This window comes from Candidatus Zixiibacteriota bacterium (genome assembly GCA_029860345.1).
In the GTDB taxonomy this organism is placed as follows: domain Bacteria; phylum Zixibacteria; class MSB-5A5; order GN15; family FEB-12; genus JAJRTA01.
This window is the reverse complement of record JAOUBJ010000014.1, coordinates 1-20,379: the sequence shown is the minus strand read 5'-3', so window position 1 is coordinate 20,379 and position 20,379 is coordinate 1. Positions and strand designations below refer to the sequence as shown.

Genomic DNA, 20,379 nt, shown 5'->3' with positions numbered 1-20,379 from the left:
CTATGATTCGTTGTTGATGAGTTTCTGAGTGTCCGCCTGGTGGCGCGTCAGTTCAACTTCAATATGTTTTACGTGTCCGCCCAGAGGGGGATCAAGCTTGCGAACGCGCAAAGTAACCCGATAGGCCCCGAAGTCATTTAGAATTCGCGTGGCCAGTTTACCGGTCAGACCCTCCAGCAACGAGAAGGCCGTCCCCTCGACCGTTTCGCGGACGGTGTCGTAGACTTTGGCGTAATCGATAGTGTCGATGAGTTGGTCGGACTGACCCGCCTCGGCCAGGTCGACTTCGAGTTCGCAATCAACCTCGAACATCCGTCCGGTCTCACGCTCGGCAGCGCTGACACCGTGGTAGCCATAAAACGACATGCCGGTCATGCGGATGATGTCTTTCATTCGGCTGCATCTTTCTGTTGTGCCAACCGGCGCTTTCGCAACCGATCGGTTGCCTCCCGATAGGTTGTAGCATCCGGTGTCAGCGACAATCTGAGGTATCCTTCGCCGAGTTCGCCAAAAGCGGAACCCGGCGCCACCAGGATGCGGCTGCGCTTGAGCAGTCGCGTGGCGGCGCGTGTCGAAGGACTTCGCCGGGGCAACCTTGCCCAGACAAATGGGACCGTATCGTAGCCGGTTTTCTCAAGGTTGAGCGTGTCCAGGAAGCTGCCCACCTGGCCGGCGGTTTGTGATATCTTCTTTCGCGCGGCTTGCAAAGGTGGGTTGGGGTATTGGCGCATTGCCTCCATCGCGGCCCGGACGTGGGCAGTGAACAAAAACGGACGGGTCAGTCGGCTGGACAGTTTCAGTCCACTGACTACATCGCGATGGCCGACCACAAAAGCCAGCGGCAGACTGGGCAGTCCGAAGTGATAGGAGAACGAACCTACCTCCACGCCGACCTTCTTGCCGCCGATCACACTCATCAAGCTGGTAGATGTCCGCTCGGCGAAAGTCTGGTAGGCGGCATCGTTGACTATCATGACATTCTCTTTGATCGCCAGCCACACCAGCTCGGTCATTTCCTTCTCGCTCAGTTCAGCACCGGTCGGATTGTGCGGGGTGTTAACGAACAGGACGCGCGCCACTCGTCCCAATCTGGTACCCACTCGTTCAAAGTTCGGCTTCCAGCCATCTTGCGACAACACGGCATAAGCCACCGCTTCGCCGCCACAGGCGCCAACCACTCGGCGATACAGGGGGAGACCCAACCCGGGCACAAAGGTGATATCGCCGTGATCGATAAAAGCCATGCCCAGGCCCAGCAGGTTGGCCGAGATGGAACTGCCGATAAAGACATGTTTGTTGGGGTTGAGTTTGGCGCCATGCACCGACCGATACCATTCGGCCAGCGATTCTTTCAGCGTTTGCATGTCAGCTTTACCGGCCGGTTCGAGATAATTGTCGACTGGCGGGCTATCCGATGGTTCCACCGGCCAGCGGAACGAAGTCAGGTCCAGAATCTCGGTCTTTTGGAGCAGTTTCAACCGCTTCTGCGGTTGGGCAAACGACAGCAGGTCCGGCGGCAACTGATACAACCGGTTAGCCTTTTCTACGATGATCTTTTTTACAGGCACGAAAACAACCCGTTAGACTTTGGGGTCCCAGGTTTTATCCAGATTCTCACGCATTCGCTCGAGCCTCCTGAAATCCTCGCCGGGAATAGCGTCGATGTTTCCAAGATGCCGCGCCAGCAGGACAATCCGGGCATAATGCTCAACAACTTCATGCCGATTATACGCTTCATCCAACGACCGGCCGACCGTCAACAGACCATGATTGCGCAGCAGAAAAGCGTTACAGGTGTCGACGTGCGGCTCAATCGATTTGGGAACCTCATCGGTCCCCGGTCCGGCGTAGTCGGTCAACGGAATCTTACCGACCGAGACCACTACTTCCGGCAGCACATCGGACTCAAGCCCGATCCCGGCCACGGCAAAAGCTGTCGCGTGGGGGGGATGGGCGTGGATGACGGCGTTGACTTCGCTGCGACGTTGATACACCAACAGGTGCATAGCCAGTTCCGCCGATGCTTTATGGCTGCCTTGCAGGTGTTTGCCGTTCATGTCTACGATCACCATGTCTTCGGGCGCCAGTCGTCCCTTGGGCAGACCGGATGGCGTTACTAATACTCGGTCATCACCGAGCCGTACTGATAGATTGCCGTCGGTCCCGGCGATCATTTGCTGTTCGTAGAGGCGGGTGCCGAACTCGGCTACCGCTTTACGCATAATGAACGGTGAAGCATTAATCATGGGCAGAAGGTAGACGCATTTTCCTGCCAAGTCAACAACATACGCCACCCATAAGTGGGTTCTATCTTGTAGGGCGGGTCGGTCTTCGCCTGCGCGCCGCGGCGTGAACCCGCCGCCGTTTCAGGTGCTGTCAGGCGACCTCGCCTGACAGCTTTCGGGTGTCGGGCGGTGTCGCCCACCACCACTTGTAAGTGTTAACAATTTGTGTGTGCAGGTGAGACGTGCGGAGCGAAAAAAAGAGTGATTTATCACTGTCATGCCGAGCGGAGTCGAGGCATGAGGTTCGTCCGGGTGGCCGTCTCAAACCCTGTTTGGGACGGGCTACAACATCCACGCCTGTCATGCCGGACTTGATCCGGCATCCAGCTTAGTCATTGTCTTGGTAGACGCAACGGCCTATATTGATGCAACAATTGGAAGATTTGATGGAAACTGTACTCGAGGAATACAGCGGCTGGATCATTGGCATTGTCAGCGTACTTGTCAGTGCCATGGGGTGGCAAAGCGAACAATATATCATAGCGCCTGAGGTGATTCCCTGATAGCCAAAGAGTATAAGGATTGGATGGCACGGGCTTTTCTGTTGGTGGAGTCCGCACTCGCGGCAGAACTCGCCACACCAACGCGTCTTATTATGACCGAGGAATACATACGAGCATCGTTCGCACGTGGGCTTTGTCTGTCGAACCCTGATCAAGCATTCAGGGTGACGACAGAGCATACGGCCAATTGGTCCAATTCCACCTGCTACAGTGATCGCAGTCACAGTCCAAGTCAGGGGCGTCCCATTCAGCATGACGTGGCCGTGGTGCCAGACGAGAATGACGCTGGGATGGCCTGCGAAGTGAAGTGGCTTAAGCAGGCCAAAGCTGCAGATATTGCAAAGGACATATGGAAACTCGCATTCAGTAGATCGACAGAAGCGGAGAAGAAAGCGCTCCGGACATATCTGCTCATCGGTGGGGAGACAAAGTACCTCTCTGAGTCATTCAGGACTCTCCAAAGATCTAAGATAGATATACGTTGGTCACTAGCGGGAAGAACACAAGGCATACCAGGTCCGCGCAACTTCCCGTTAGACCAAGCGCTGTCCCGGGATAGGTCCGTGGTTTATCGCTCCTGGGCGGATTTGATATCTTGGGGCAATCCGAAACACTTCAGGCAGTGTCCAGACACTTGGTCTAATCTGCGGTGTACCGTGAGAGAGAGATGGCGAAAATCAAGCGGCGACGTCAGATGGGCCGCAGTCCTGTATGAGTTACATCATCACGGTGTAGGGGATACGGCCATAATAGATTGGAGTGCGGCCATGTCCCGCCTGACATTTGGGTGCGCTGGCCGATAACAGATGTCTTTTTGGGTGAGACTTCAGTATATTTCTTTTATAGCCGAGTCTGAAGACTCGGCCACCACAACGCCAGGCAACCCTGCCGACTTCGGCGGGTTCCCGCCTACGGCGGACCTTCGGCGAAGGCGGACCCACCCTACAAGAGAAGATGGATGCCGGATCAAGTCCGGCATGACAGAGGGGAGAGATTGCCGCGCCCCTCGACTCCGCTCGGGGTGACAAGGACGAGATGGTCTCGCCCCGAGACTTCGCTCAGCCTGAGGTCGGGGCGCGCGAAGCGCAAGGGGGCCATTCATGGCTGATTTATCACTCCCAATACCCGGCAAATAGGGTAGATTTCACCATCTCAAAAGTTTTTTCCATCATATTGGCCCCTTTTGCGTTATAACTTATATAGAAAGCTCCGGCCGCCCAGAAACCACTTGACACGGCGAGACCGGATTGGTATTTTACACGGTTACCGTATTTGGAGGAAGACAGTAGTTGGTTGAACAAGGAATCCGGGAGGATTCACACAATCGGAAGGGGTCGCGGCTTGTTTCGGTGGGGTTGGCAGCCGCTATTTTTACCCTCATTGGAATTCTGGTGGCGCCGCACCTGCCATTCTCGGTTGAGAAGAGCAGCCCGGTCAACCTGCCGGTCGTATCGCAGGCCGGGGCCTATCCTGTGGTCGAGCGCGACGGTGAGTACGAATCGCCGTTTGTAGCCGTCGTAGAGACCGTGGCCGACGCTGTGGTCAATATATCGGCCAAATCCAAAACAGAGCGCATGCCCTGGTGGTACCACGGATCAAACTATCAAACTTCGTCCGGCTCCGGGTTCTTCTTTCGCGAGGACGGGTATATCCTGACCAACAACCATGTCGTAGAAGATGCTGTCGAAATGACTGTTCGCACGGCTTCAGGCTATCAGTATGACGCCCAGTTGGTCGGCCGCGACCCGGAAACAGACCTGGCTGTACTGAAAGTCGAACCGGAAGACGATATCACCATAATCCCGTTCGGACACTCCGACGATATCAAAGTCGGTGACTGGGCCATTGCCATCGGCAATCCATTTCCGCAGCAGGGATTGGAGCGCACGGTGACAGTCGGTGTCATATCGGCGGTCGGGCGCAGCAACCTCCATTTTGGCGGTGGTGAGCGGCCTTACTATCAAAGCTATATTCAGACCGACGCCTCGATCAACCCCGGTAACTCCGGCGGTCCGCTTTTGAACCTGCAAGGTGAGTGCGTGGGTATCAACGCCGCCATATCCAGTCCCTCGGGCGGCTCGGTCGGTATCGGGTTCGCCATTCCGGTTAACCTGGCCCGGGCCATAGTTCCCGACTTGATTGCCACCGGTCAGGCATCGCGTGGCTGGCTTGGTATATGGTACCATCCGGTCACACAGCGCGAGGCCAAACGACAGGGTCTGGAATCGGTCAAGGGAATCACCATAGACTCGGTGGTGGCTCAGTCACCGGCCGACGATGCAGGTTTCAAGGAAGGCGACGTCATCGTCGGGTTCCACGATCAGCCGGTCGAGAATTCCGGTCAGTTTTCAGTCCTGGTCTCGACAGCTCGCGAAGGTCTTCCGACGCCGGTGCAGATCGTACGAGATGGGTCACACCTGACTCTGGAGACTCTGATCGGCGACCGTGACGACGCTCGTCGGGCGCGACCAGTGCGGGCTACCGAGGAAGATGACTTTGTTTCCGAGCAGTGGCTTGGGATGGAGTTGGTCAATTTCACGCCCGATATAGCGCGAGCCATGAATTTGCGCGAGGCCGACGGCGTATATGTTAGGCGAGTGCAAGCCGGTTCGGCGGCTGATTATGCCTCGATCACTCGTGGCACCGTCATCCTTTCACTGGATGATGTCACAGTGAAGTCGCTTGAGGACGTAGAAGAAGTACTTGGCAGTCTGGAACGATCCACCGAACACGTTTCAGTGATAGTTTTGGAACCGGACGGCACGATGGTCCGCAAGGTCATCAGGCCATAATTGGAACATATAACGGTCGATGACGGTCCATCTGAGTGGATGGAAAAGTGTGATCGGCCAAACCCATAGGAAGGAGATAGTCAACACAAGTGGCTAAACAATCCCTAAAATATCGCGATGAAGACCGGTCTTTGGACCTCTATCTCCGCGAAATCGGGGAAACTCCTTTGATCAACGCCAAAGAGGAAGTGCGGCTGGCCAGAAAAATCAAGCAGGGTGATATGCGTGCCCTGGAAGCACTGACCAAGGCTAATCTGCGCTTCGTAGTCTCGGTGGCAAAACAGTATCAGAATCAGGGTCTGTCCCTGGCCGATCTAATCAATGAGGGCAATATCGGCCTCATCAAAGCGGCCAAACGGTTCGACGAGACCCGGGGATTCAAATTCATCAGCTACGCCGTTTGGTGGATACGTCAAGCGATCCTGCAAGCGCTGGCTGAACAGAGCCGAATTGTCAGGCTCCCCCTCAACAGAGTGGGGACGCTGCACAAGATAGGCAAGATTTCCAGTCGACTGGAGCAAGGGTTGGGACGTCTCCCCTCGGCCGAGGAAATTGCAAAAGAACTGGAGCTGTCGGAAAGTGAGGTGGCCGACACTCTCAAAATCTCCAATTCCCACCTCTCATTGGATGCGCCGTTTTCCACTTCAGAAGACAACTCATTGATCGACGTGCTGGAGGATGAACTACAGCCGTCGCCGGATGAAGCGCTTCTGAGTCAGTCTTTGAAAGTTGAGATCGAGAAAGCTCTGGATTCGCTGACGCCGCGCGAGGCTGAGGTGATCAATCTTTACTTCGGCCTCAATCATGAAAAGGCTCTTACGTTGGAAGAGATCGGTGCTCGCTTTTCACTCACGCGTGAGCGTGTGCGGCAGATTAAAGAGAAGGCAATCCGCCGGCTCCGTCATGCCTCACGCAGTCGCTCCCTGCGTGCCTACTTGAATTAAGCGAACAGGACCCAGACTGTACTAACCGCCCTTTCCCGAGGGCGGTTTTTTTGTGTGGAAAGGGGCCAAACTTGTGGGGGGCGCTGAAAAAGGCCCATTTCTGGTCATTGCGAGCGATCCCCGCCTCAGGCGGGGCGGAGGAGCGCGGCAATCTCATACGTCTTGCTGCACAACGAATTGAGATTGCCACGGCATCCCGCGCGGCGCGGGATACCTCGCAATGACGGTGTCGTCGTTCTTTCAACGGACCCATGAGTGGACACACCGAAGGCCTGGTTGTGACCCGACAGCCTACATTAGTAGGGCGGCATCCCTGCGATGCCGCCAAGATCGGCAGGATCACAGGGATCCTGCCCTACGGCTGGAATGATTCAAACACCTCGGCCATCATGAGAAAGAAGCTATCTCCGGTGAGACGATGCAAATCTCGCATCTGGCTGATATGAAGTTTATGATACCCCGGATTAGCCTCGTGTCGATGACCCAGACAATAGAGACTGCTTTGTCCGTTGCGATGGAAGTCCGGTAGGTAGGCTTTCAGCGTAGTCAGAGCCAGTTCCCACACTTCGAGTGCCTGTGGATCGTGCGACGCCAGGTAATACTCATAGACGCCGAACAGAGCGGTGACAAACCCGTTTAGCGTCTGAGCGGGTCGGTCATCAAGTGGGTATTCCTCAATCCAATAGTATCCGGTCGTGTCGATGCGTGCTACCCATCGGTCACCGGTTCCCTGCAGGACAAGCAAAGCTCGGAACAGCTTGCGCGCAGAATCCAGATATTCGGTGTTGCCGGTCAGTTCGTAGAGTCGCGACTGCACGGTCCGTATTTCACACTGAGCCATACCGGAGTACCATGGTGGGTCGAGCCTGTTGGCCGAGTAGCTATGTACGGCGTACAGCATCTCGTAAGGCGCCCAGGAGGCACCGTCTGCCTCATGACATAGCGACATGAGCTTTTGCATATACCGCTCAGCCCGCGCCAGATAAATATCCTCGCCCGTCCGGACAAAAGTAGCAAGCAGCACGTGGCAAGTCTGTGACAGATTAACCGGATGGTAGTAATCAGCTCCCCGATAATGGAACAGTTCAATGCTGTCGGCATCCATGGGCTCGATAAACCGACGGGCGCGAGCGGTATCCACTCACGTATTTGGCCGTTGGTCGAACGGTAATTCGATCAACCGCTGGGGGAGTTGATTGGCCTGGCTGAGAGCTGTGATGTTTTTAGTCTCCCGGCGTTCGCACTGAAGGGAGAGGCTCAGGAGTGGTAATAGTACTGCCAATAATAGACGTTGTAACATTTTGAACTCTACCAATATGGTCGTTGTCAACAGTCGGGGAACAAACCAGCGGGGCGAGGCAGGTCTGTCCAGTGTAATCGTCAGTGTTTGGTTTATTCCGTTACAGTGGTGTCGGCCCCACTTTACGAGTGATGAGCGAAACAGCACCGTCGGTGAGTTGGAATGGCTGGACTCGGGCAATTAGTCGGCAAAATCTTTTTGCTTTTCGGTCGAGGATAGCTTATATAGAGGCCCGGTCGCGGTATCCGATCTGTATGGATGCCCGCGGTTCGAAAAGTGCCGAAGTGGTGAAATTGGTAGACGCGCTGCGTTCAGGGCGCAGTTCTCTTTACGGGAGTGGGGGTTCGAGTCCCCCCTTCGGCACCAATTGAGATGCAACTAGTTGGCTCTTGTGGGCCAATCACGCTTCAAGTACCCCACTCGGCCATCCCGTTTATTGAGAGCCATCGACTTGTATCTTCAATTGGATTAAAAAACCGTTCAACACCGCTTTTGGTCGGCAGTCGCCACTGATTCATTGACAAAGTTGCCTTTTTTCCCTACCTTGGGTGAAGATCGAAAGACAGCCAATGCGGAGGACAGATGAGAACTCAACTTTGTGTCGCCCTTGTGGCGCTCGCATCCGGTGTACTCCATGCGACAACGATCCAGGTACCAGCTGATCAACCAACAATTCAGGCCGGAATCGATGCAACAGTAGACGGCGATACTGTGCTGGTGGCGCCGGGTGTGTACACGGAGAATATCGATTTTAACGGTCACTCGGTTGTGCTTTTGAGCGCCGAGGGATCAGCGGTCACAACAATTCAACCGGCCAGCCCGGAGTCGACCACCGTACACATGCGCAACGGTGAACTGGTCGGTACGGAGATTCGCGGATTCACCGTCAGTGGCGGCGGGCCTGCCTACACTGTACGGCTGCAAAACGAAGCCTCGGCGACGATTTGGTACAACGTTTTTCACGACAATATTCCAGTCGGTACGCAAAATCGTGAGGTAATCTCCTGCAGCGATGCCGTGGCCATGATCACGCGAAACCTATTCTACAACAACGGCGGCATCGGTTGTGTCGGATTGCGAGAAGGCTCCCATGACACATGGGTAGTCAATAATACCATGAACGGCAACGAGCGCGGTTTCTTTTCCATCGCCGGAGGTGGATACGCCATCAACAACATCGTGACCAATTCCCTGGAACGGGGCATCGGCGCCATAGCTGCATCCGATTTCACCCTGTTGGCCTACAATAACGTTTGGGGCAACGACCCTAACTACGATACCGAGGACATATCCAGCCCTTACGATATCCACGTTGATCCGCAATTCAGCAACGTCAACCTGCATGATTATCGCCTGATGCCGGAATCCCCGTGTATTGACGCCGGTCACCCCGATGCGCAGTACAACGACCCAAACGGGACACGCAATGACATGGGCGTCTACTGGGACATCGCCGGCTACCCGTTCCCGGGCGAGCTTAAGCCCGGCGACGAAGATGTCCTGCACGTGGTCTCTCACAACCCTACTATTACCTGGAGATTTCTCGACACGTTGCCGACTCAATTTGGTTACCAAGTCGAAGTGGGGACCGATACCGATTGGTCGGTCGCTGAGATGTGGAACTCCGGCGAGGTCTACACCGCCGACAGTAGTGTTGTCTACGCCGGTTTGGAATTGACCGACGGCTTGACGTACTTCTATCGCGCCAGGGTCAACAACGGCGTCATCTGGGGACCTTGGCAGGAACGCGATTTCCAAATGAACAACAAGCCAACGACTCCCGTACCCCTCAACACCGTCGGCGGTCCAAGACCTCATTTTTTGGCTGTGGCCCTGTTGGCAGAGAATGCGGACGACGTGGATGGGGACAGCCTCGCCTATAATTTTGAACTGTACGAGGACCCAGACCTACTGTGGCTGGTGGCGTCTTTCGACTCTGTCCCCGAGCAGAGGTGGGAAACAGCCACAGACACCATCGATGGTTTGAACACCGATCAGACTTACTGGTGGCGAGTGCAGTCGAACGACGGCTACGAGGTGTCCACATGGTCGGTCGATTCGTTTGTAACGCGAGACGTGCCAATTACTCTAAACGTTCCTGCCGACCAACCGACAATTCAGGCGGGGATCGAATCCGCCTACGACCATGATACCGTTTTGGTAGCCCCTGGTGAATACGGGGAAAACCTCATTCTTCACGGCCGCCCGATGGTGGTGATGAGTTCCGATGGTCCCGACGCCACCACACTTTCCCGCTTGTGGGAAATGGACCCAGGAGTTGCAATCACCGACACGCCCGATAGCGGAACTGTGTTCTCAGGCTTTACGGTGGTCGACTGGGGGGCGTTTCCGGAGTCGGATGTTGTGTACATCGACAATTGCGCGTCGGTCATCATTTCCAACAATGTCTTCCGAGAAAACTTATGGGGAGCGGGCTCCAGTTTAGAAGTGATCGCCTGTTCCAATGGACCGGTAATAGTGACAAGAAATATCTTCTACAGTAACGGCACCTACTGCGTTGGACTGCATGAAGGGGCCCAGGACTCCTGGATTATCAACAACACTTTTGACAGTAATAAACGCGGGTTCTTTTCTGTCGCCGGCGGTGGCTATGCGATAAACAACATCGTGACCAACTCGGCCTATCAGGGTATCGGGTCCAACTCGGAAACGGACTTTACTCTGCTGGACTACAATAACGTTTGGAACAATAATCCCAACTACGATATTGCCGGCCTTGAGGGGGAGCACGATATACACGCAGATCCGCAGTATTGGGATGAGAGCGTATACGATTACCGGCTGAGGCCCGGTTCTCCGTGTGTCGAGGCCGGTCACCCTGATCCACAGTACAACGACCCCAATGGCTCGCGTAATGATATGGGCGCTCTTTGGCTGGTCGGGAACTATCCTTATCCAGGGGTGCCGAATCTGGGCTCGGAAGATACCGCTCATGTGGTCAACCACACGCCCAATTTCTTCTGGAGCTACTACGACACGCTTCCGCAGCAGGTCGCGTTTGAACTCGAGGTCGGTACCGACAGTGAATGGTCAACAGCGGAGATGTGGGCTTCCGGGCAGGTTTACACAGCCGACACTTTCACCGCTTACGCCGGTCTGACACTCGACGATGGCGGGGCTTACTTCTATCGCGTCAGAGTCTACGGCGGCAACGACTGGGGTGATTGGGTAACGCGCTCATTTCGAATGAACAGTGTTACAGCCAGTCTAACACCGAATTCTCCGGTCGGGGGAGAAGTGATGCACGCGTGTGACATACAGTTGTTCACGGAAAACGGAGTGGACCAGGAGAATGATCAACTATACTACTACTTCGAAGTCTACGACGATCCTTCTCTGACATCGTTGGTATACTCTGCCGATCATGTTCGGCGCAAGACGCCCCTCTCCTACTCGGGCTTTGTTTCCGGGCTGGGCGCCGAGCAGGATTTCTGGTGGCGTGTGCGGGCCTTCGACGGCTTCGAATTCTGCGAGTGGTCAACTGTCGAGCAGTTTTCCACCCTGCCCTCAGTCGGTCTGGTCAATGTCCCGACCGAGCAGGCTACCATTCAGGCGGCGATCGAGCTTGCCTATCACAATGACACGATCATAGTGGCGCCCGGGACGTATACTGAAAACATCGATTACAGTCGTCGCGCGATCGTACTTTTGGGCGGCGGCCGGGCCGAGCCAACTACCTTAACACCTGCAATTGTCGACAATCCCACTGTTCGGATCGTCGGCGCTCTGGCGCCGGGTGCCGAGTTACGAGGGTTCACCATCAGCGGCGGCGGCGGCGGGGATCACACTGTAAGAATCGAAAGCTCTGATTCGACCATTGTCAGAGATTGCGTCTTCCACGATAATATACCGGTGGGTGGATCAATCAGAGTAGTCGTGTACTGCCGGGGCGGCACTGTATTTGTGAGCCGGAATCTCTTCTATGGCAATGGCGGACGTGGCTGTGTTGGTATGCGTGACGGCGCTAACGAAAGCTGGATTATCAACAATACAATGCACGATAATGAACGCGGCTTCTACTCGATCGCCGGAGGTGGATACGCCATTAACAACATCGTCACCAACTCACTGGAAGTCGGTGTGAGATCAACATCGATTAGCGACTTTACCATGCTGGCGTACAATGATATCTACAACAATAATCCCAACTACGATATCGACGGTGTCGAGGTTCCGTTCGACATCCAGGTTGATCCGGTATACGTCGATGCGGCCGCACATGATTTCGGACTACAGTCACACTCACCGTGCATCAATGCCGGACACCCCGATCCGCAGTACAACGATTCCGACGGCAGTCGTAACGATATAGGAGCTTTCCAATGGATCGCTTGCTGCATAGGGAACCGTGGCAACGTCGACGGCGACTCCGGTGATCAAATCGACATATCCGACCTCGTCTATCTCGTGGACTACATGTTCACGGGCGGACCTGTACCGGTATGCTATGACGAGGCTGATATCGATGGCAGCGGTGTAATTGACATCTCCGACCTCGTATATCTGGTGGACTTCATGTTTACCGATGGCCCGGTACCGGTGTTGTGCCCTTGATTGTGTGCGATGTTCACCAGCCGCCCCGGCTGCAATGATGGATCACGGGGCGGCGGAATAAATCGGAGGCTTAGTGAACTACACCGATTCCGACAAGCCAGGAGCCGAGCAAACTCTTCACTATGCAGGGCTGTGGGTCCGATTCCTGGCCCTGGCCGCCGACGGGTTTATGTTCTGACTGGTGTTCTTTCCGGTCACCAGGCTGGTGAAGGGTGTTTGGATAATGAGCGCAGGCGATCATCTCTGGGGTTATGGCTGGCTTGTCACCGACCCGATCTGCATTACCTTTTTCGTTATCATGGCTGTGTACTTTGTCGTACTGGAGGGTCTGTTCGGCACCACCCTGGGCAAGCGCCTGATGGGTTTGCGAGTGGTGCAACCGAACGGCGCCAGGCCGGGTTTGGTCAGGAGCATATTGAGGAACCTGATGCGGTTGGTAGACGGCCTGCCGTTTATGAGCATCCTCGGGGCGGTCCTGATTCTGACCTCGCCCGAGCGAACAAGACTGGGTGACCGTGTTGCCCGAACGCGGGTCGTTCGCATTCGTGCCTGCCGAGCCGAATGAAGGTCGTTGAGACTTGCCTAATGGAGGGAACAGGCTATATTAGGCGTAGCCGTATCGGTTTATCCGGGACCTATCCCGTATCGCACGGATGTGTGGCTGGCCTTCAGCCGGCATCCAACCATGGAGGAGACATGCCGAGGCAGAGATGTTTAACTTCGAAGGGCTTATTGTGGATGGCGCTGAGTACCATCATCGCGGTGGCAGTGGCCGCCGGCTCCGGGTTGTCCGCACCCATTGAACGGACATACACGTTTGAGCGACCGCGAGTGGAAACCGTCAAGATTGCCGGCGAACTGTTCGACCAGGCAGAGATTGTCGGTTGCCCGGTTACAGGATTGGTCGGTCAACCGGCCCTCCCGACGAAAAGGGCCCGAATCCTACTACCCTACGGCCAAAAGCTTTCCAGTGTCGAAGTGGTAGCAGGTGAAAAGCTACTCGTTGGGACCGGCTTGCGACTTCCGCCTATCGAACAGCCGTTTATTCTGTCGACACCGCCGGACCGGATCGGACCGCTGGCAATCGATGAAGCGGCCTATGCCCGAAGCGAAGTATTGCCGCTCTCCAGGTTCCAGGTGCAATCGACCCAGTCATTCCACGGATACAGAATAGTCTTCATCAACCTTATTCCGGTGGAATACTCACCGGCCGACGGTGCTCTCTACCACTTTCCCGAGATGAAGCTCATTGTCAATACTGAGGAGTCCTTGCCGACTGCGACCGTGCGTGGTTTGACCGTCGATGCTGAGGCTGTCGGCAGGCGGGTCGATAACAAGGCCCAGCTTGGCAGCTACCCAACGGCAGGACCGGCCACCCGAAGTTACGATCTCTTGGTCATTTCACCGACCGGCCTGGCTACCACCTATCAGCCCTTAAAAGACTACCATGACGCCCACGGCGTCCCAACCGAAATCCATACCCTGGATCAGGTCGGCGGTGCCGATCCGCACACGGTTCGCGATTACATCCGCAACGAATACTTGTCGAACGGTATCAGCATGGTTCTTATCGGTGGCGATGACGACATCATCCCGGCTTTGGATGTGTTCGTAGAAGTAATGCTGAGTTCGGGAAGCCTGGCCGCCTATGACATGCCCGGCGATTTCTACTATGGCTGCCTGGACGGCACATTCAACTACGACGGCGACCCTTACTGGGCGGAACCGACCGACGGCGAGGGAGGTGGTGACATCGATCTGTTGCCCGAAGTAGGCGTCGGACGAATCTCCGCAGCAACCATCGAGGAGGCAGCAAACATGGTGACGAAGTCTATTGCTTACCTTGAAAGCGAGGCTGCCTATCTGTCCAAGGTTTTACTGACCGGCGAGCAACTCAACTTCGGTGGCATGGGAGAATACGGCGGATATGCCATGGAACAGATGGAAGGCGGTTCCAACGCCCATGGTTTTACCACCTGCGGTTTCCCAGCCGATCAATACGACATCGACAAACTCTATGATCTGACCTTTCTCCCATACAATTATTGGGCGCCCGCCGAGATCATTAGTCGTATCAACGCAGGCGTTCATATAGTAGACCATCTGGGTCATAGTTTCATCGGTTACGCCATGCGCACCGACACCACCATGGTGAAGAACCAACTTACCAACACCGAGTTTTGCTTCTTGTATGCCGAAGGCTGCACGGCCGGGAAATTCGACCATAACGATTGCTGGGCGGAATACGTTACCGTCAAATTGGCCACTGGCGGTTTCGGGTGCATCGCCAATTCTCGCTCCGGATTAGGATCGCGCACAACTAAACACCCGGTGCACGTGATCAATCGTGAGTTTTGGGATGCGATTCTCAATGCCGACGAAGGGTATCCCCAGTTGGGTATGGCCATGCTCGACGCCCGGTTCGACCTGGCCGCGCGAATCGACGACCCCGGCATGCGATGGACATACTACGAGACCAATCTTTTCGCCGATCCGGCTGTTAATATCAAACCGGTCCGAAGTTTGGCCATCATGTTTCCCGATGGTGTCCCGCAGATCGTCGAACCTATGGAGCCTACTTCTTTCGAAGTGACGGTTACCGGCATCGGCTTGGGCGAACCTCTGCTGGGCAGCGGTCTTATCCACTGTTGTGTCGACGGCACTGATTCTGCGGAGGTACCGCTGGTGTGGACGAAGGGCCAGCAGTATCAAGCCATCTTGCCGGCCATCGAGTGTGACCAGCAGATTGAGTACTACATAAGCGTGGAAGAATCGCAATCAGGACCTCGCTATGCGCCCGACCCAACAGAACCCCTGACGGCTATGGCCGTGACCGAGGAGATAACACTCTTTGAGGATGATTTCGAGACTGACGCCGGTTGGACAATCTCAGGCGGACAATGGTCGCGGGGAATTCCGTTGGGCCAAGGAGGGACCGAGCTACAATACCCGGCGCCCGATCCGACCGAAGGCTGTCTCGGCCCCAATGTGATGGGCTACAATCTGGCCGGTGACTATGAAAACAACCTGCCGGGGCAGCACGTCACCTCTCCGGCCATCGACTGCTCCAACATGTACAATACGCGACTGAGATTCTGCCGATGGCTGGCTGTTGAGCAACCCATATATGATAAAGCCACGGTTTCCATCAGTACCGATGGCTACAACTGGACAACACTCTGGGAGAATCCCGCTGTTATCGCCGATCTGCAATGGAACGACATCGAGTTTGACATTTCTCAACACGCGGATGACGAACCCGAGGTCTATCTGCGCTGGACGATGGGTCCGACCGACGGCGGGTTGGTCTACGCCGGATGGAATCTTGACCATGTGCGCGTCGTCTCTCTGTTCTGTCAGGGATGGGTCTGCGGCGACGTCGACGGCAGCAGCCTTGGTCCCGACATCGCCGATCTGGTCTACATGGTCGATTTCATGTTCAATGGCGGACCGGAACCGCCGGTAATGGCAGCGTCCGACGTTGACGGTTCCGGTGGCACAATTGACATTGCCGATCTGGTGTACCTGGTTGACTATATGTTCTCGTCCGGACCCGCGCCGGTGTGCCCTTAGAATTGTCCGGATCATCAGCGAGTTATGCAACGTCCAACCCGGAGGTAACCGTGAGAAGATCGAATTGTGTGGTTTATTGCGCGCTATTTACAGTGTGCTTCATCTGTCCCGTTCAAGCCGGTGTGGTAATATCATTTGAGACTACCACCAAAACCGCCGAGTTAGTGACCAGCCAGTCCTGGGATACTTTGTTCTTAACAGAAAATGCCATGCGCAATAATGATGTAAAGTGGATTCCCGGAACCTTCGCTTCGTTCTCACTCGATACGGGAACGCAACGAACTGCGAGTATCGCCCACTACGATGCGCCGACTATGTGGAGGCTGTATCCTGACAGTGGTCAGTACTACGAACTAGACGTCATCCTGCCAAAGGTCGATTCGCAGAAACCGGCCCCCGATGAACGACCTCTCATCGAATTCGGGCGAAAGGACCTACCGAAGGTTGAGTGGAGGCATGCTGTTGACGAATCGGCCGCGGGCCAGCGCGGCGACGATAGCTGTAACAGTGTGCTGTTTCTGTCACTGGGACGCACCGAGCAGAACGGGATCAGCCAGATAGTATTCTATGAAGTGTGCCTTAGTTCCAGTGTTCCTGGGCTCCGCCAGTATCAAAGTTATCAGCAATGGGACAGCGATCGGAATGCCGCCAATGGGGTCTGGGCATACGAATCGCAGGGTTTTGATGGTGCCATGATACAACAGTACAAGCAGTTGGCCCAGCGAGTAGTTCGCGGTGACGGCATCCCTCTAAAATCAACTTCCTTACTGATGTATCCGTCATCGGACACAGTGCCAAGTCCCATTCTCGATTCGCTGTATGAACTGATGGACCCGCAGCATTTCAACCCGATTCGAAACCTGGCTACCGTCTTCCGATCGTTAAGCGGGGCAGGCGAGTTCGAGACTCTGATGGAAACCAAGAGAGAAGTGACAAGTATCACTGAAAAGGAGTTTGATTTAGCTCGGTTCAGCGTACCAGCCGACTACCAGCAAAAGTAACTTCTCAAAAAGTTCCTGGCGCTAATCCCGACGAGTTTGTCGGGGGCCGTCCGCGGCGCGTCTGCATGTGACCAGTGGACCTGCCACTGTAACTTGCTGATTGGCATAAGTCATGGAATAAAGAAAGGGACAGCATGTGACTGCTGTCCCTTCTGTCGTTCAGAGTTGATGTTGTTGCTTACTTCATCAGAATCATCTTCTTCGAAGCTGAGAAGTTGTTTGTCTCCAGCCGGTAGAAGTATACGCCGCTGGCGTTGTGAGAAGCGTCCCATACGACACTGTTCAGACCCGGTTGACCGGTACCGCCAAATGACCTCACCACCTGTCCGGCGATATTATACACAGTGAGCCGATACTGGGTGGCACTGCTCAGGCTAAAGCTCAGAGTCGTGATCGGATTGAACGGATTGGGGTTGGCTCCGATTAATCCGGTTTCCGCTGAAGCGTTGTCCCCTTCCGGTTGGCCGTCGGATGCCAGGGTCTTCTTGCCGCGGATAAGAACACAATCACCGCCGAAGAAAGGATCGTGATCTATATGGTCGCCGGTAATGATGAGTTGAATAACATCGCCGTCAGCCACCACTCCCAGGGAGGCCACAATGGATGCCATGTCGAACCTTAGCGTCAAGTCGTCAAAACCGTCCCCACGGTCCTCGGTGCAACCACAGTATTCATCGACGTCGAAGGCCGGGGTTGCGACATCTTCGTAAGACCACCGTATCGGCGACACGCCGTTGATGGTGATGGTCTCGGGCTCCAGATCGCGCACATCAAACTGATCGGTTCCCAGAATCGCAACCGGGAAACCACCTCTCGCCGCGTATTCGTCAAGGCTCGGATTGGCCTCGGGTGAACCACCGAGAGCGAATTCGGCGCCGCCTTTGCTATCAGATGTGTATGGCTTGACGTTTAGCGGATTGGGACATGAGTTCGGCTTGATATCCAGATAGACCAGGTGAAAACTGAAGGAACAGGTGTCGGCGTTGCCACAACCATCATCGGCGATAGCGGTGACGGTATGGTCGCCTATCTCCCAGATAGCGCCGGACAGCGAGTCACTGGTGATGTCGGGATCGTCATCGCAATTGTCGGTGGCGGTGACTTCAAAGAAAACCTGTGCCTGATTGGGATTAATGAAGATCACGTCAAGACTGTCCGGATCGGGGCAGGTGATTACCGGTGGCGTGGTGTCTTGGACCGAGACCGTCTGGACGCACTGGTCGGTGTTGCCGGCATCATCCTCGGCCTGATAAGTCAGGACGATCTGGTATTCCTGCGGACAGTCACCGGGGATCGAATCACGAGTGAGCAGCGTGATGGTCGGATTGGGGTCGCAGTTATCCGTCGCGGTCGGCGTACCAAAGCTGCCGACGTTGTCACACTCAAAGACGTAATCCGGAGGGCAGGTGATCTCGGGTGCCTGGGTGTCGAGCACTGTTACGTCAAAGGTACAGACATCGGTGTTACCCGAACCGTCGGTGGCCGTAACTGTGACTCCAGTAGTTCCCACACCGAATGTGGAACCTGAGGGTGGTACAGCAGCGACTGCAACACCGGGACAGTTGTCTGTGGCGGCGATGGCGAAATTGACGACGGCACTGCATTCATCGAGGTCGTTGCCTACAGTGATATCAGCCGGGCACTGCGCCACCGGATCGGTATCGTCGATGACCGTCACCGTCGCTTCACATGAATCCGCGAGACCGTTGTCGTCGGTCACTACCAAGGTCACGTTGGTAACTCCCAAACTATAAGGACCTGCGGGAATCTGCGTAAGGGTAATCCCGACTCCTCCTGGATGATAAGAGCCATCGTCGACACTAGCCTGAGCTTCGCAGTTACCGTCGGCGCTTACCTCTACGTTCTGACACTGAGCTATCGGCGTTGCCACCAACCAGCTTGTCATTTCAGCGTCAACCCAGCAGTGTATGCGTCCCATTTGCTGAGTCGAAAAGGCGTTCCAACAACCGGGTCCACCGTAGCCCATGTAGTTCTCCGGCCAGGTTGGCGCCCAGGGAACATCGCCGGGACAAGGGTCGTTACCGGCTGGTTCGTTGCAACTGTTGTTGGTGGGAGTAGGCGGAGTGTCGCTGCAGTAATCGCCGGTAACATCACTATTGCTGCCGGCGTGTTCATAGCAGCCCCAGTCACAATCGGGGAAGGCGTCTGGGCTCTCGGAGACGCCGCGTTGAGTGTGCAAAAGCCCTAAGCAGTGACCCATTTCATGGACCAACACATCGTCACCAAATCCGAAATGGGAGGCGTTCATAACGATTCCGCCGTTCGCTGCTAAGGCGTCTGCGTCCCATGGAAAGGTGCCCCAGCTGAACCCGCTCTCCACCGTTGTCACGTAGACGTTGCACTGGTTTGCCGGGTCGTCGGCATGGGCGGCCTTCATAGCAGGCTTCTCGGCCTCGGACATGGAACGATACTCGCTGTCGTCGTTGAATTCAGTTGTATGAATGAATTGAATGTTAAGAGCTGCATACGCGGCGTTCATTGTAGCCATATTGTCGTCGACCTGAGCTTGCGTACAGGCCGGGTTGGTTCCATCGTCCTCACGCAAAATGTGGAATCTCACACGGAACGTCTGCCAGGGCGTGTTGGCATCAGGTATCCAGGCGTCCCGGTTGGCGGGGACGTCGCAGCCACCAAAAGTACCGCAGTCTCCGTCGCGAGCCAGCAGCTTATCGGGATTCTTTTCGGCAAATTCTCTATATGTCCCGCAAAAGTCTTTGAGCTCAGCTTCCTCTACCACCTGTGTCTGCACGATACCAGGTGCCAGGATGACAACCAAAGTGAGTGTCACGAATGCAATCAATCGTGGCAGCCAGAGTGGAGATGTTCCTGCCACTTTCTCAGCGCGTTCAAAGTTAGTTCTCATTACTCTTTTTCCCTTCGCTACACGGAAGAGCACCACGAGGGTCTCTTTCAGTGCGGTTTGAGTTGACTCCGGCAATCGGAAGAACAGTTTAGATTGGACAAAGAACTACGCCGTCAACGTCCCAGTGAACAATCGGAACTCCGACGCATAAAACAGTACTTGCCTGATCCTCCATTAAGTTTAGGGTTCTCACGGTGTAGTTACACCAACTAATACGTCACCATTTCGCTATTTGGCTGACCAAAGGTTTGTTGCGACACATAAGAGAGTTCGAAGGCCCGACGAGCAGTTTGTGTTCGCGACATTACGGTTCCCGATATGCTCAACCAACATGTAATCCTATGTGGACCCACCATAGTCAATGGAGTACATTGTGTCAAGCCAAAGCTGTAAGAGGTAGTGTAAACTAAGTTGTGTAAATTGGCAGATTGATATAACAACGGGTTTGACTTTTAGTTTTCAGACCAATGAAAGGAGTCAAACCCGTGGTAAACTTGTGGTTTACACAGAAGGATTTACGAT

The 20,379-nt window shown here is 55.0% G+C and carries 11 protein-coding genes and 1 tRNA gene; 7 read left to right on the top strand and 5 right to left on the bottom strand.

Going from position 1 to position 20,379, the window contains the following annotated elements:
* Genes folB through OEV49_13580 form a run of 3 tightly spaced genes read right to left on the bottom strand, consistent with a single transcriptional unit; the run spans window position 1 to window position 2,276 of the window.
* Window positions 1–393 (bottom strand): dihydroneopterin aldolase, encoded by a 393-nt coding sequence (folB, locus tag OEV49_13590; GenBank protein MDH3892105.1) that lies wholly within the window; start codon window positions 391–393, stop codon window positions 1–3.
* A complete protein-coding gene (locus OEV49_13585) occupies window positions 390–1,568 on the bottom strand; it encodes an aminotransferase class I/II-fold pyridoxal phosphate-dependent enzyme (protein MDH3892104.1) in 1,179 nt (392 codons plus the stop codon). Before OEV49_13585 ends, folB begins: the two co-directional genes overlap by 4 nt.
* A gap of 12 nt (window positions 1,569–1,580) precedes the next feature.
* Entirely contained in the window at window positions 1,581–2,276 is a 696-nt protein-coding gene (locus OEV49_13580; protein ID MDH3892103.1) for a class II aldolase/adducin family protein, read from the bottom strand.
* A 1,801-nt stretch (window positions 2,277–4,077) separates the two neighbouring features.
* On the opposite strand from OEV49_13580, the gene OEV49_13575 reads away from it, so the two are divergent.
* The gene (locus OEV49_13575; protein MDH3892102.1) at window positions 4,078–5,580 is read left to right on the top strand and encodes a trypsin-like peptidase domain-containing protein; all 1,503 of its coding nucleotides are present in this window, start codon (window positions 4,078–4,080) and stop codon (window positions 5,578–5,580) included.
* Between the two features lie 89 nt (window positions 5,581–5,669).
* Window positions 5,670–6,524, top strand: coding sequence for a sigma-70 family RNA polymerase sigma factor (locus OEV49_13570; GenBank protein MDH3892101.1), 855 nt, complete (start codon window positions 5,670–5,672; stop codon window positions 6,522–6,524).
* Between the two features lie 355 nt (window positions 6,525–6,879).
* On the opposite strand, the gene OEV49_13565 is transcribed toward OEV49_13570, so the two are convergent.
* On the bottom strand, window positions 6,880–7,665 hold the full coding sequence (locus OEV49_13565; protein ID MDH3892100.1) for a D-glucuronyl C5-epimerase family protein: 786 nt from the start codon (window positions 7,663–7,665) through the stop codon (window positions 6,880–6,882).
* Window positions 7,666–8,102: 437 nt separating this feature from the next.
* Here OEV49_13565 and OEV49_13560 point away from each other — a divergent pair.
* The 5 genes from OEV49_13560 (at window position 8,103) to OEV49_13540 (ending at window position 16,973) form a co-directional block, all read left to right on the top strand.
* A tRNA-Leu gene (locus OEV49_13560) sits at window positions 8,103–8,190 on the top strand.
* A gap of 216 nt (window positions 8,191–8,406) precedes the next feature.
* On the top strand, window positions 8,407–12,399 hold the full coding sequence (locus OEV49_13555) for a hypothetical protein (GenBank protein ID MDH3892099.1): 3,993 nt from the start codon (window positions 8,407–8,409) through the stop codon (window positions 12,397–12,399).
* Window positions 12,400–12,622: 223 nt separating this feature from the next.
* A complete protein-coding gene (locus tag OEV49_13550; GenBank protein MDH3892098.1) occupies window positions 12,623–12,964 on the top strand; it encodes an RDD family protein in 342 nt (113 codons plus the stop codon).
* Between the two features lie 131 nt (window positions 12,965–13,095).
* Window positions 13,096–15,972 (top strand): C25 family cysteine peptidase, encoded by a 2,877-nt coding sequence (locus OEV49_13545; GenBank protein ID MDH3892097.1) that lies wholly within the window; start codon window positions 13,096–13,098, stop codon window positions 15,970–15,972.
* A 50-nt stretch (window positions 15,973–16,022) separates the two neighbouring features.
* Window positions 16,023–16,973, top strand: coding sequence for a hypothetical protein (locus tag OEV49_13540; protein ID MDH3892096.1), 951 nt, complete (start codon window positions 16,023–16,025; stop codon window positions 16,971–16,973).
* Between the two features lie 178 nt (window positions 16,974–17,151).
* Here OEV49_13540 and OEV49_13535 read toward each other — a convergent pair whose 3' ends face one another.
* Window positions 17,152–19,857, bottom strand: coding sequence for an HYR domain-containing protein (locus tag OEV49_13535; protein ID MDH3892095.1), 2,706 nt, complete (start codon window positions 19,855–19,857; stop codon window positions 17,152–17,154).
* Between the last annotated feature and the right edge of the window lie 522 nt (window positions 19,858–20,379).

Coding starts and splice junctions, on each gene's coding strand:
- folB (MDH3892105.1), bottom strand. CDS start 393: ATGAAAGACATCATCCGCATGACCGGCATGTCGTTTTATGGCTACCAC.
- OEV49_13555 (MDH3892099.1), top strand. CDS start 8,407: ATGAGAACTCAACTTTGTGTCGCCCTTGTGGCGCTCGCATCCGGTGTA.
- OEV49_13550 (MDH3892098.1), top strand. CDS start 12,623: ATGAGCGCAGGCGATCATCTCTGGGGTTATGGCTGGCTTGTCACCGAC.
- OEV49_13545 (MDH3892097.1), top strand. CDS start 13,096: ATGCCGAGGCAGAGATGTTTAACTTCGAAGGGCTTATTGTGGATGGCG.
- OEV49_13535 (MDH3892095.1), bottom strand. CDS start 19,857: ATGAGAACTAACTTTGAACGCGCTGAGAAAGTGGCAGGAACATCTCCA.